Raw genomic sequence first — 12,399 nt, 5'->3', positions numbered from 1 at the left:
GGGGCCTTGAATGATCAACATTGCGGGAATGCCCGACATGTTCGCCGCGCGGAACTCGACCCAGCCGGCGTTGATCGACCCGATCGCAGGGGTTGCCCGGACCTTCGGGCAACTGAGCGAGCGTGTCAACCTACTGGCCGGCGCCCTGTCCGACGTGCTCGGTGTCGAGCAGGGCGGCCGCGTCGCGGCGCTGTCGCGCAACTCGATCGAGCTCGTGGAGCTCTACCTCGCCTGTGCGCGGACCGGGGTTCTGCTGTTTCCGCTGAACTGGCGCTTCAGTGCCGACCAGGTGGCGGAAGCGCTGCTCGACGCCGCTCCGTCGGTCGTGTTCTACGAGTCCGACTTCGCCTCGGTGGTCGATCAGATCCGCACCCGCGTCGATGTCACCTGGATCGAGTGCGCGACAGGCAAGGACACCGAGTACGACGATCTGTTGAATCGGATTCGACCACGCGCGGCCGACATCCTGGCGACACTGCCGGACCCTGCCTCGCTGTTGTTCGCCCCCTACGTCGCCATCTCCACCGGCGGGACGAGTGGCATCCCCAAGAGCGCCGTGCACTCGCAATACAGCTACGGCGCATGCACCATCGACTACCAGGCCGGCACCCGCGTGGCCGAGAACGACGTCTACCTGATGCTAGGTCAGCTGTTCCACGTCGTCGGCTACATGGCTTTCGCCTATCTGCTGCGTGGACGTCCTGTCGTGGTCTCAAACTTCCAGACCGACGGGATGCTCGAGCTGATCCGGCAGGAGAACGTCACCGGCTTCATGGCCATTGGGGCCATGCTGCCGCGAATGGTCGCGGAGATGGAGCGCGGCGGTGACGCACCCTCGACCGTGCGCATCGTCGAGTACGGCGGGGCCCCCATGGGGGCAGACACGATCCGCAAGGCGAGCGAGCTGTTCGGGTCCGATCTGATGCAGGCCTGGGGGATGACCGAGTTCGGTCCGGGCACCTACCTCGGCGCCGAGGCCCACCGTCGGGCATTCCGCGGCGAGAAGCCGGAGTTGCTGCGCTCGTGCGGCAACTCGACCTTGCTCTCGACCCTGGCTGTCCTCGACCCGGACTCTGGCAAGCCCGTACCGCGCGACGGGCAGACGATGGGCGAGCTGTGCCACCGCGGCCCGAACAATATGTTGCGCTATTGGAACAAGCCGGAGGAGACCGCCGAACTGATGCGCGACGGGTGGATCCACACCGGTGACGGCGCGACCTGGGACGAAGAGGGCTTCTTCTACATCATCGACCGGATAAAGAGCATGATCATCTCCGGCGGAGAGAATATCTTCCCGAGCGAGATCGAGCGATGCCTCGCCGACCACACCGACATCGCCGAGGTCGTCGTGGTCGGAGTTCCGGACGAACAGTGGGGCGAGGTCGTCAAGGCCGTCGTCGTGCGCAAGCCCGGCACTGATTTGAGCGAGGACGACATCGCCCGCTACGTCGGCGACCGGCTCGCCTCCTACAAGAAGCCGCGCGTGGTGCAGTTCGTCGACGAGTTGCCTATGACGCCCACCGGCAAGGTGAACCGCAAGCTGCTGCGCTGAGGCCGGCGCCCAATGTCTGATGTGCTGGACCACGTCGAGCCCGGTGATGTCATCGCCGTCGAACAGGTGCTCGGCGAGCCCACGGCCCTGGTCGCGGAGTTCCTGAGGGGTGCAGGCAGGCTCGAGGACGTCACGTTGTTCGTCGGGATGAGTGTCACCGACGCGTTCACCAGGGTGCCGTCGAACGTGCGTCTCGTGACGTCGGTCGGCATGCCGCCGAACAGCGCCATGATCGGCGACGGGCGGATGGAGCTTGTGCCCTGCCACATGTCGCACCTTCCCTGGCTGCTCACCGAAGGGCCGCTGCGGACCGACGTCGCGATGATCCTGCTCAGCCCGCCCGACGCCGACGGGTACTGCAGCCTCGGGGTTACGTCCGACTACATCTGGTCGGCGCTGTCGTGCGCCCGCGTCGTTCTCGCCGAGATCAACGACAATGTTCCGGTCATCGCCGGCGACACGCGGGTGCACATCGACCGGGTCGGCTGGTCGCTCCGCACCGACCGTCCACTTCCGGAGTACCGCCGCGCCGTGCCGGCCGAGTCGGACCGCGCTATCGCAGCCCTCGTCGCCGGCTACATCCGCGACGGCACATGTCTGCAGGTCGGCATCGGCAAGCTCGGCGAAGCCGTGCTTGAGGCCGCGCAGGGGCGTCGCGACCTCGGGGTGCATGCGGGGATGGTCGGCGACACGATGCTGGAGATGATGCGGGACGGTGTCATCACCAACGCGGCCAAGGAGATCGACACTGGATTGTCGGTCGCGGGTTCGGTCCTCGGTTCCGCGCACGGCGTCGCCCTTGCCGCACGGGCAGGCGACCTGCGCATCATGGCGATCGAGCACACGCACGACCCCGGCCGGATCGGGGCGTTGTCGAACTTCCTGTGCCTGAACTCCGCGCTCGAGGTGGACCTGTTCGGCCGGGTCAACAGCGAGACCGCCGGTGGCCGGTACGTCGGCGCGATCGGCGGCGGGGTGGACTTCTTGAGGGCTTCGGTGCGTGGCTGCGGTGGACGTTCGGTGGTCGCGCTGCCCGCTGCCACGCGGACGGGCCGCTCGCGGATCGTCGCAAAGGTCGAGACTGTGACCGCGCTCGGCAGTGATGTCGATGTCGTCGTCACCGAGCACGGTGCCGCCGAGCTGCGTGGCCGGTCGGCCGGCGAGCGGGCAGGCCGCATCATCGCCGTCGCCGCGCCCGAGCAGCGTGCGGCGCTGCGCAAGGCCGCCGCCGAGCTGGGGTTCTGAGTCGGCCGTGGCAGCGCACCAGCTCGAGGCGATCGCGGGCGGCTACGGTCTCACTGAGGCTGCCCGCTGGTACCCCGAGCACGGCCTGGTGTTCTCCGACATGACGAAGGGCGGCGTTTTTCGCCTGGCGCCCGGCGCGTCCGAGCCCGAGACCATCATCGAGCATCGCAAGGCGGTCGGCGGCCTCGTCGCCCACGCCGACGGCGGATTCGTCGTCAGCGGCCGCAACGTCTGCATCAAGGACGGCGATCGCACGGTGACCCTGCTCGAGACCAAGGAGGATGAGTCGTTTTTCAACGATCTCGGCGCTGATGCCCGCGGTCGCCTTTTCTGCGGCGCTATGCCGCGGACGGACGTGCGTGACGCTGGGCGCTTCTATCTCATCGACGTCGACGGGACGGTCTCGGTGCTCACGGAGGACCTGCAGATCGCGAACGGCGTGCATGCCGACCCGTCGGACGCGCTGCTGTACTCCGTGGACTCCGGACGCAAGCTGGTCTGGAAGTTCGCACTGGCCGACAAAGCCGCGGACATCGCCGCGTCGCGCGAGTTGTTCGTCGACACCTCTGAGTACGACGCGCTGCCAGACGGGCTCGCGGTCGCGGCGGATGGATCGGTGTGGGTGGCGATGGCCGGTGCCGGGTGCGTCGTTGGATGGGACGCGGCAGGCGCCAGAACGGCCGAGATCGCCTCGCCGCACGCACTGACCACCACGCTTGCGTTCGGCGGCGCCAACCTCGACGTGCTCTACGTCCTCACCGGCGACATGGACGCGCATCCCAACCCGGACGGCGGGACGGTGTTCAGCACCGTTGCCCCCACACTCGGTCTGCCCGCGCCCTATGCACGTGTGCGGCCCGCCTGAGCGCCGGACCGGTCAGGTGGCAAACCGTGCCGCGTCCGCCAGCAGGCGTGGGACGTCCTCGCCGAGCGAGCGCGCCCACGGGTCGTCGTCTAGTCCGCGCACCGCGCGCGCATACGCGCCCTCCACGATCGCGGCGAGCTTGAACAGCGCCAGCACCATGAACCAGGCCAGGGCGTCAGTCGGGCGACCGGTGAGCTCGGTGTAGCGGTCGGCCAGCGAGCGGCGGCTAGGGGCCTTCGGCGCCCGGGTCAGCGCCTGCACCTTCGGCATTGCGACGGGCATCGCGCGATCAGGCCCCCAGAAGGCGAGGAGCAGCCCGAGGTCGACGAGTGGATCGCCGATCGTGGCGAGTTCCCAATCGATGATCGCCGACACCCGCGGTGGTGTGCCGGCAACGATCAGGCAGTTGTCCAGGTGGAAGTCGCCGTGCAGGATCGCCGCGGCAGACTCCTCCGGGCGGTTTGCGGCCAGCCACGCGCCAAGCGCCTCGAAGCGCGGGAGCTTGCGGACCGCGTTCTGCTCGTACTGCCCGCGCCAGCGCGCCACCTGCCGCTCGAGATAGTTCCCCGGCCGGCCGAAGTCGGTGAGCCCGACGGCATCGACGTCTACAGCGTGCAGGGTGGCGAGCGCGCCGACAGCCGCAAAACCGGCATCGCCGATGGACACGTTCTGCGGCCAATCGGTGGGCCAGGTGTCGGTAAGCGGATAGCCCTCGGCCACCGACATCACCAGGCACGACCGTGCGTCGACCTCGCCGGACTCGGCGAAGGCCAGTGTCCGCGGAACGGGAACTGCGGTGCGGGCCAGCGCCGACATGACGCGGTGCTCGCGGGCGAGGTTGTTCGCAGTGGCCGAGATGGCCATTGCCGGCGGACGTCTGACGATCCATCGACCATCGGGCGAGGTGAGCAGACCCGTCTCGTTCGAGTGGCCGCCGCTGATCGGCGTGAGGGTGAATGGTCCGGCGGCGCCGAGACGCTCACTCAGCCAGGTCACCAGCGACGGCGGCAGCTGGTCGGCGCTCATCGGTCGCGGTACCTGCGCAGCTCGAGTTTGGCGACGACCCCGCGGTGCACCTCGTCGGGTCCGTCGGCCAGGCGCAGGTAGCGCTGCAGCGCGTAGGCCTCGGCGAGCGGAAAATCTTGGGAGAGCCCGGCGCCGCCGTGCACCTGCATGGCGCGGTCGATCACCCGCGCGGCCATTGACGGCACCGCGATCTTGATCGCCGAAATGGCTCCACGTGCCTGCTTGTTGCCGACTGCGTCCATCAGCCACGCGGCGTGCAGGGTGAGCAGCCGCGCCTGATCGATCTCGACGCGGCAGTTCGCAATCGTCTCCTGCACGACGCCCTTGTCGGCCAATGGTCCGCCGAACGCGACCCGGTCGAGGGCGCGCACGCACAACAGTTCGAGTGCCCGTTCGGCAGCTCCGATCGAACGCATGCAGTGATGGATGCGACCCGGGCCCAGGCGGGCTTGCGACATCGCGAAGCCGCCACCGATCTCGCCGAGCAGATTGGCGGCCGGCACGCGAACGTCGTCAAGGACCACCTCGCAGTGCCCTTCCCGGTCGTTGTAGCCGAAGACGGTCAGGTCGCGGATCACCCGGAGGTTCGGGTGGTCCATCGGGACGAGCACCATCGACTGCTGCCGATGGGGTGCGGCGTCGACGTCGGTCTTGCCCATCACGATGCCGATGGCGCAGCGGGAGTTGGCCGCGCCGGAGATGAACCACTTACGGCCGTTGAGCACCCACTCGTCGCCGTCACGCTCGATGCTGGTCTGGATGGTCGTCGCGTCCGAGCTGGCAACGGCGGGCTCGGTCATCAAGAAGGCCGAGCGGATTTCGCCGTCCAGCAGCGGCTTGAGCCACTGCCTCTTGTGCTCGTCGCTGCCGAACATGGTGAGCAGCTCCATGTTGCCGGTGTCCGGCGCGGAGCAGTTGAGCGCCTCCGGCGCGATCAGCGAGCGGCCGAGGATCTCGCACAGGGGCGCGTAATCGAGGTTGGACAACCCCTCGGTCCATTGCGTCCGGTGCGGCAGGAACAGGTTCCACAGGCCGCGCGCCTTGGCCTGCACCTTGAGTTCCTCGAGCACGGGCGGGTGCGCGTGGGGATCGTCGGCGGCGCGCAGTTGCTCGCGGTAGGTCGTCTCGGCCGGATACACCAGCTCGGTCATGAACGCTTCAAGCGTGTCGCGCAATTGCTGCGCGCGCGGGCTCAGGGCGAAGTCCATCGCGTCCTCCGTGATCGTCGCACCGGGGCCGGGGGTTCGGCTCGGCCATCGACAGCTTTTGTGGAATGTGGGATGTTGTCAACTAGTGCGTTGACTGAAATTCGCACCCGCGAAAGGACGTGGACCCGAATGACCGGTGTCGAGTTGAGCAGTCCGGGTGAGGGCGTCCTGCAGATCACCTTCGCCCGTCCTGCGTCGCTGAATGCACTGAACCTCGAAGCGGTGCAGGACCTGTTGGCGGTGCTCGACGAGGTCGACAGGCGCGTCGACACGCGTGCGGTGATTCTCACCGGCGCCGGCCGCGCGTTCTGTGCCGGCTTCGATCTGACCGGGTACGGCGACGACGAGCGGTTGTCCGAGCAGGGTCTCACCCGCGGGCTGATCTCCCGGCAGTCCCAGATCACCGATTCGCTGGTCCGCCTGCACGAGTTGCCGGTACCGGTGGTCGCCGCGATCAACGGCCCGTGCGCAGGCGCCGGACTGTCGTACACGTTGGCGTGCGACATCCGCATCGCGGCCGCGGGCGCGGTGTTCTCGGCAGCGTTCCTGCGTGCCGGCTTCACCGCGTGCGACCTCGGTGCGTCGTGGCTGTTGCCGCGCATCGTCGGAGTCGGTCGTGCGCACGAATTGATGCTCACCGCGCGGAGGTTCGACGCACCGGAAGCACTGCGCATCGGGCTGGTCACCGATGTCGTGCCCGCCGACCAGCTGATCGAACGGGCCCTCGGCATTGCTGGGCAGATCAAGCAGCACCCCCCGCTCTCGACCCTGCTGAGCAAGCAGGGCATGGCGGTCGGCCTGCAGATGCCGTCGCTGCGCGCGTCCATCGAGTTCGAGAACCGTCAGCAGGTGCTCTCGGCGATGACCGAGGATCAACAGGAGGCAGCGCGTTCGTTCCTGGAGAAGCGCCCGCCGCAGTACGCGAACCGCTGATGGCGCCGGCCGAGCCTGCCCCGTCGTCATCGTCAGAGCGCAGCCATGCCGCCGTCGACCACGAGCGTGGTGCCCGTGGTGTAGGCCGATGCCGGGCTCAGCAGGTAGAGCAGCGCGGGGTCGAGTTCGGCCTGGGTGCCGAATCGCGCCAGCATGCTGTTGCGCACCACGTTCGCCGCCAGCTCCTCGACGCCGGTCGCCGTCATCTCACTGTGGAAATAGCCGGGACAAAGCGCGTTGACGCGGATGCCCTTCCGGCCGGACCACTGCTGCGCGAGGTCGCGAGTGAGCCCGATGACGCCGGCCTTGCTCGCGGCGTAGGCCGCCTGCGGGAACCGCGGGGCGATCATGCCTAGGACGCTCGAGACATTGACGATCGCCGAGCCCGGTCCCATCACCTTGCCGCAGGCCTGCGCCATCCAGAAGACACCGAGGAGGTTGACGTCGATGATGCCGCGCACGTGCGCGGGCGTGGCCCGCGACGCCGGCATCGTCTCGCCGACGCCGGCGTTGTTGACCAGCCCGTCGACCCGACCGAACTCGGCGAGCGTCGCGTCGACGAGATCCTGGCATGCCTGCGGGTCTGCGACGTCGGTGGGCCTGCGACTCACCGTCGCGCCGTCGGTACGCAGCTTCGCGGCCACCTCGTCGAGCCGGTCGGCACGACGGCCGGCGAGCATCACCGTGCCGCCGACCGCCGCGACAGCGGCCGCGAAGCCGACACCTAGACCCGAGGTCGCGCCGGTGACGATGACGACTTTGTCGTCCAGTCGGAACAACTGCAGCGGATCCATCGGCGCTCCGACTCTGTCTTTCGGTGTGACCGATCCGTCGACGGCCCGCCGCGGCTTGACCGGCCAACGGTTGAAGACCACTATTTTATCGATCGATCGCTAAGTCAAGATCCGAGGAGGCCGCTGTGCGCAGTGCCGTCATCGTCGACGCTGTCCGAACCGGGTCCGGCAAGGGCAAACCCGGCGGATCGCTGTCGGGCACCCATCCCGTCGAGCTTCTCGCCACCGTGCTCTCCGCGTTACAGGAACGCACCGGCATCGACCCCGCGCTCGTCGACGACGTCATCACCGGATGTGTCGCGCAGGCCGGCGAGCAGTCGCTGAGTATCGGTCGCCAGGGTGTGCTCGCGGCCGGCTGGCCGGTATCGGTTCCGGCGACCACGATCGATCGGCAGTGCGGTTCCAGCCAGCAGGCGGCCCACTTCGGTGCGCAGGGGGTCATCGCCGGCGCCTACGACGTAGTCGTCGCGTCGGGCGTGGAGTCCATGAGCCGCATACCCATGGGCACAGCCGGTATCGGCCAGGACCCCTTCGGCCCCAGCGTCCGGTCCCGGTTCGCCCCCGGGCTGATCGGTCAGGGCGTCTCGGCCGAACTGATCGCTGCGAAGTGGAGCCTCACCCGAGACGAGCTCGACGAGTTCTCCGCCCGTTCGCACCGTCTCGCCGCCGCTGCCACGGACGCCGGCCTGTTCGCCAATGAGATCGTGCCCGTCGCGGTCACCGACCCCGCGGGCAACGCGGCCCACCACGCCACCGACGAGACCATCCGTGCCAGCACGACACCCGAAGGACTGTCCAAGCTGAGCCCGTCCTTCCGCAGCGACGAGTACTCGACGCGCTTCCCGCAGATCGACTGGAAGATCACGCCGGGTAGCTCGTCGCCATTGACCGATGGCGCGTCCGCGATGTTGATAGTCGAGGAGGAACTGGCGAGCCGTCTCGGGCTCCGTGCCCGGGCGAGATTCCACACCTTCACGGTGGTCGGCGACGACCCGATCCTGATGCTCACCGCACCGATCCCGGCCACCCGCAAGGCACTGGCCAAGGCCGGGCTGACCATCGACGACGTCGACGCCTACGAGGTCAACGAAGCCTTCGCGCCGGTTCCGCTCGCCTGGCTCCGGGAACTCGGCGCCGACCCGGACAGGCTCAATCCGTGCGGGGGCGCGATTGCCTTGGGGCACGCGCTCGGTTCGTCCGGCACGCGGCTCATGGGCACCCTGCTCAACCATCTCGAGGCAAGCGGCGGGCGTTACGGACTGCAGACGATGTGTGAGGGAGGGGGCCTCGCGAACGCAACCATCATCGAGCGCCTGTGAGGGAACGCCCGCCGAGCGAACGATCGGCATAGGCTTTGTCGGCCGAACGGAGTGAGCTGTGACTGGTCCGCTCGCCGGGATTCGTGTCATCGAGCTCGCCGCTATCGGGCCGGCGCCGTTCGCCGGAATGCTGCTGGCCGACCTCGGGGCCGATGTGGTCAGGGTCGATCGCCCGGAGCGCCTCGGATTGCTGCGCCCGGACGGCGACAGCCATCTCGTGCTCGACCGCGGCCGCCGTTCGCTCTCGGTCGACTTGAAGCACCGACGTGGACCAGCCGTCGTGTGCAAGCTCGCCGAGCAGTCCGATGTGCTGATCGAGGGAATGCGCCCCGGCGTGGTGGAGCGTCTCGGCCTGGGACCGGACGTCCTGCTCGCCCGCAACCCCCGGCTCGTCTACGGCCGCATGACGGGATGGGGACAGGACGGCCCGGACGCTCACAAGGCCGGTCACGACATCAACTACGTCGCGGTGTCCGGCGCGCTGGAGCCGATCGCCGCGCCCGACGGCGGTCCGCCCGTCGCTCCGCTGAACATGCTCGGCGACTTCGGCGGTGGCGGCATGTTGCTGGCGGTCGGCGTGGTCAGCGCCCTGGTGCACGCTCAGCGGACGGGGGAGGGGCAGGTCGTCGACGCGTCGATCCTCGACGGCGCCGCCCTACTGACGGCGATGCACCGTTCTCTCTCGCATATCGGCCGGTGGGACGCCCCGCGCGGAGAGAACCTGTTCGATGGTGGCGCGCCGTTCTACGCTGTCTACCGCTGCGCCGACGACCGATGGCTGTCGGTCGGCGCGATCGAACCCAAATTCTATGCAGACCTTGCGGACGGTCTCGGGTTATCCGACCGCCTACCTGCCGAGCAGCAGTACGCGACCTCGGAGTGGCCCCGCCAACGACGACTGATCGCCGACACCGTCGCGAGCAGGACGAGGGACGAGTGGGTGTCGGTATTCGCCGATCTCGATGCTTGCGTCGCCGCGGTGTTGGCGCCCCACGAGGCGCCGGATGCTCCGCAACCGGCGGCGCGTGGCGTCTATGCGCGGGTCGACGGCCTCATCCATCCGCAGCCCGCGCCCCGCTTCACGGCCACGCCGACGCGGTTGCGACCAGGGCGGGCGTCGGTCGGGGAGCACACCGCCGAGGTACTTGCGGCTTTCGGCTGCACGGCTGACGAGATAGCCGACCTGCTCGACGACGGCACGGTCTACCAGGCCTGAACGCGTTCAGGGGGCGCCGGCGAACCCGACCGTGTGCAGCGCGATGTCGACGTAGCTGGCCGCGACCTCGGCCGCGGACATCGTGCCGTCCGGGCGATACCAGACGGTGATCGCCCAGATCATCCCGAGCAGCGCGCGCATGGTCTGGTGCGGCGACGCCACAGTGAAGACGTGGTCGCGGACCCCGATGACGATCGCGTCCTCGACCATCGCTTCGACGACGCTGCGCTTGTGCGCATAGCGCGCCCGGTTCGCCGGCCCAAGCGCGCGGATCTCGGCGTCCATCGCAGCTCGCTGTCCGTGTTCGACCATGTAGCGCGCCAGACAGCCCACCAGGTTGCGGAACACAGCGCCGGGTTCGTCCGGCGCGTCTGCCACTGCCTGCCGGCAGCGGTCGATCACGAGATCGATCGAGCCGTCGAGCAGTGTGTAAAGGATCGCCTCCTTGTTCTCATGGTGGTAATACAAAGCAGGGACGGTGAGACCTGTGCGCCTGGCGATGTCGCGCACGCTCGTACCGTGGTAGCCGACCTCGTAGAACGCCGCGAGTGCGCTGCGCAGTATCGGGCTGAGCTCGTCGTCGGACATCGTGTCGGTCAGCGTGCTCCGTAGCCGTCGAGGAAGATCTGGGTGTAGGCGTCGGAGATGTCCTGCGGCGACCACTTCATGCCCGGGCGGTACCACCGATGCATCCAGTTGATCATCCCGAACAGCGCGAGCGCGCACAGCTCGAGGGGGAGGTCGGTGCGTAGCGAGCCGTCCTGCCGGCCCTCGTTGAGGATGGAGTGAACGAGCATCTCGTAGTGGCGGGTGCGCGAGATGATATCGGTCGACCACTCGTCGTCCTGTCGAGCGATGCGGCCCATGTCCTCGACATAGACGTTCATCAGCGGATAGTTCTGGGCGTAGGACAGGACCATGGATGCGATGAGCGCGCGAACCTTGTCGGTTCCGCGCGCCTGGCTGCTGTGCACCGTCTCCGCCGCGGCGACGTCCCGCTCGAGCGCGTCGCGCACGATTTCGTGCTGGAGCTCTTCCTTGCTGCCGACGTAGTAGTACAGCGAGGCGCGATCGGTGCCCAGCGCGACGGCGACGTCGCGCAGCGTGGCGGACTCGAAGCCGCGTTCGCGGAACACGTGGGCCGCCGCCCGGATGATCTCCGTGCGGCGCGAGACGTAGTTGACGTTGCCGTCCTCGAGGGCTGCCTTCCTGCGGGCCTCGATACCGCTCGTGGACATATGTCAGAACTCCCCACACGGCACGTCCTGGACCAGGATCGGCCGGAGGGCCGGCCGCTCCAGCGGACCGTACCACTGGGCACACGCACCGGAAATCACGTCAGCGAGAGGCGACGTTCAGCCGCCGAAGAACAGCGCCTGGGCGTTGGTGGACACGAACCGGGTGAACCGGTCCTGGTCGCGAAATGGCAATTCGCGGGCCTCGTTCATGCACCGTTTGTGAGTCAGCAAGGGGTAGTCGCTGGCGAACATCACGCGGTCCGCTCCACGGGTGTTGGCGTAGTAGACGACTTCTTGCGGGATGTGCTTAGGCGCGATGGCCGACGACATGTAGCTGATGTTGGCCCACTTGACCATCAGCTTCACGCAGACGTCGGCCCACGGCTCACCGCCGTGCTGCAGCACGATCTTGAGCTCAGGGAAGAACTCCGCCACGTCGTCGATCGGCATCGGGTCCTGGTACTTGCTCGGCACGCGAGGGCCCGGAAAGCCCACGTTGAGGCCGACAGGAAGGCCCGACTCGATGCACTTGGCATACACCGGGTACAAGGCGGCGTCGTTGTAGTAAAGCCTGGTTTGCAGACCCAGCATGCGGATGAGCACGTGACCTTCACCGGCCAGTTCCTCGACGAGCCGCACCGCGCGCATCCCCTCGCGCGGGTCGACAACGTGCGAGAGCGCGAAGCGGTCTGGGAACTTGTCGCGGGCCGCGGTGCACCACTCGCGATCGCCATCACCGGAGTAGCCCGAGCACAGGATGCCCTTCGCGACCCCGGCAGCGTCCATTTCGTCCACCAACTGCTCGAGGCTGGTGCCGCGCACAAGGCGCTCGTGCAGGCCAGCGAAGAGGTACGACACGTCGATGTCGTCCTGCGGTGGGTAGATGTTCGGATTGACCCAGCAGTCCACTACGCCCTGCGGCAGGTCGAACACAGCTGGAGCCTAGGAGCCGCCCGACACGCGTGTCAACGACTCCGTGGACTGAGCGATCGGCTGGAGCTGG

General features: G+C 68.0%; 12 protein-coding genes. 6 read left to right on the top strand and 6 right to left on the bottom strand.

What is annotated here, in order from left to right:
- Positions 1-28 precede the first annotated feature (28 nt).
- From ACFFBG_RS05290 to ACFFBG_RS05280, 3 genes are read left to right on the top strand one after another with little or no spacing between them, the layout of a single operon-like run.
- On the top strand, positions 29-1,552 hold the full coding sequence (locus ACFFBG_RS05290; protein ID WP_375476388.1) for an AMP-binding protein: 1,524 nt from the start codon (positions 29-31) through the stop codon (positions 1,550-1,552).
- Between the two features lie 12 nt (positions 1,553-1,564).
- Positions 1,565-2,797: an acetyl-CoA hydrolase/transferase family protein gene (locus ACFFBG_RS05285; RefSeq protein ID WP_375476386.1), complete on the top strand. Its 1,233-nt coding sequence runs from the start codon at positions 1,565-1,567 to the stop codon at positions 2,795-2,797.
- Positions 2,798-2,804: 7 nt separating this feature from the next.
- Positions 2,805-3,662, top strand: a complete 858-nt coding sequence (locus tag ACFFBG_RS05280; RefSeq protein ID WP_375476384.1) for an SMP-30/gluconolactonase/LRE family protein — start codon at positions 2,805-2,807, stop codon at positions 3,660-3,662.
- Positions 3,663-3,674: 12 nt separating this feature from the next.
- On the opposite strand, the gene ACFFBG_RS05275 is transcribed toward ACFFBG_RS05280, so the two are convergent.
- Complete coding sequence (locus tag ACFFBG_RS05275; RefSeq protein ID WP_375476382.1) at positions 3,675-4,688, bottom strand: phosphotransferase family protein; 1,014 nt, start codon at positions 4,686-4,688, stop codon at positions 3,675-3,677.
- Positions 4,685-5,839: an acyl-CoA dehydrogenase family protein gene (locus ACFFBG_RS05270; RefSeq protein ID WP_375476380.1), complete on the bottom strand. Its 1,155-nt coding sequence runs from the start codon at positions 5,837-5,839 to the stop codon at positions 4,685-4,687. Before ACFFBG_RS05270 ends, ACFFBG_RS05275 begins: the two co-directional genes overlap by 4 nt.
- Between ACFFBG_RS05270 and ACFFBG_RS05265 the strand changes: the two genes are divergently transcribed.
- Positions 5,765-6,829 (top strand): enoyl-CoA hydratase/isomerase family protein, encoded by a 1,065-nt coding sequence (locus ACFFBG_RS05265; protein WP_375476378.1) that lies wholly within the window; start codon positions 5,765-5,767, stop codon positions 6,827-6,829. The two genes, ACFFBG_RS05270 and ACFFBG_RS05265, sit on opposite strands and share 75 nt — an antisense overlap.
- 32 nt (positions 6,830-6,861) lie before the next feature.
- Here the strand turns inward: ACFFBG_RS05265 and ACFFBG_RS05260 are convergent, their stop codons facing one another.
- A complete protein-coding gene (locus ACFFBG_RS05260; RefSeq protein WP_375476376.1) occupies positions 6,862-7,623 on the bottom strand; it encodes an SDR family NAD(P)-dependent oxidoreductase in 762 nt (253 codons plus the stop codon).
- Positions 7,624-7,748: 125 nt separating this feature from the next.
- Here ACFFBG_RS05260 and ACFFBG_RS05255 point away from each other — a divergent pair, with 125 nt between their 5' ends.
- Both ACFFBG_RS05255 and ACFFBG_RS05250 read left to right on the top strand, forming a co-directional pair.
- Positions 7,749-8,942 carry a thiolase family protein gene (locus tag ACFFBG_RS05255; protein WP_375476374.1) on the top strand — a complete coding sequence of 398 codons (1,194 nt, stop codon included), beginning with the start codon at positions 7,749-7,751 and terminating at the stop codon, positions 8,940-8,942.
- A gap of 58 nt (positions 8,943-9,000) precedes the next feature.
- Positions 9,001-10,158: a CaiB/BaiF CoA transferase family protein gene (locus ACFFBG_RS05250; protein WP_375476372.1), complete on the top strand. Its 1,158-nt coding sequence runs from the start codon at positions 9,001-9,003 to the stop codon at positions 10,156-10,158.
- Between the two features lie 6 nt (positions 10,159-10,164).
- Here the strand turns inward: ACFFBG_RS05250 and ACFFBG_RS05245 are convergent, their stop codons facing one another.
- From ACFFBG_RS05245 to ACFFBG_RS05235, 3 genes are all read right to left on the bottom strand, one after another.
- Positions 10,165-10,746 (bottom strand): TetR/AcrR family transcriptional regulator, encoded by a 582-nt coding sequence (locus tag ACFFBG_RS05245; protein ID WP_375476370.1) that lies wholly within the window; start codon positions 10,744-10,746, stop codon positions 10,165-10,167.
- Positions 10,747-10,754: 8 nt separating this feature from the next.
- Entirely contained in the window at positions 10,755-11,396 is a 642-nt protein-coding gene (locus ACFFBG_RS05240) for a TetR/AcrR family transcriptional regulator (protein WP_375476368.1), read from the bottom strand.
- Between the two features lie 117 nt (positions 11,397-11,513).
- On the bottom strand, positions 11,514-12,329 hold the full coding sequence (locus tag ACFFBG_RS05235) for an amidohydrolase family protein (RefSeq protein ID WP_375476366.1): 816 nt from the start codon (positions 12,327-12,329) through the stop codon (positions 11,514-11,516).
- Positions 12,330-12,399: the final 70 nt, after the last annotated feature.

It is taken from the genome of uncultured Jatrophihabitans sp., assembly GCF_964251945.1.
GTDB lineage: Bacteria > Actinomycetota > Actinomycetes > Mycobacteriales > Jatrophihabitantaceae > Jatrophihabitans.
Note: the sequence above shows the minus strand (reverse complement) of the source record. Positions and strands in the feature narration are given on the sequence as shown.

Excerpts from the sequence above, each read along its gene's own strand:
- ACFFBG_RS05275 (WP_375476382.1), bottom strand. The coding sequence starts at position 4,688 with ATGAGCGCCGACCAGCTGCCGCCGTCGCTGGTGACCTGGCTGAGTGAG.
- ACFFBG_RS05285 (WP_375476386.1), top strand. The coding sequence starts at position 1,565 with ATGTCTGATGTGCTGGACCACGTCGAGCCCGGTGATGTCATCGCCGTC.
- ACFFBG_RS05240 (WP_375476368.1), bottom strand. The coding sequence starts at position 11,396 with ATGTCCACGAGCGGTATCGAGGCCCGCAGGAAGGCAGCCCTCGAGGAC.
- ACFFBG_RS05245 (WP_375476370.1), bottom strand. The coding sequence starts at position 10,746 with ATGTCCGACGACGAGCTCAGCCCGATACTGCGCAGCGCACTCGCGGCG.
- ACFFBG_RS05260 (WP_375476376.1), bottom strand. The coding sequence starts at position 7,623 with ATGGATCCGCTGCAGTTGTTCCGACTGGACGACAAAGTCGTCATCGTC.
- ACFFBG_RS05270 (WP_375476380.1), bottom strand. The coding sequence starts at position 5,839 with ATGACCGAGCTGGTGTATCCGGCCGAGACGACCTACCGCGAGCAACTG.
- ACFFBG_RS05290 (WP_375476388.1), top strand. The coding sequence starts at position 29 with ATGCCCGACATGTTCGCCGCGCGGAACTCGACCCAGCCGGCGTTGATC.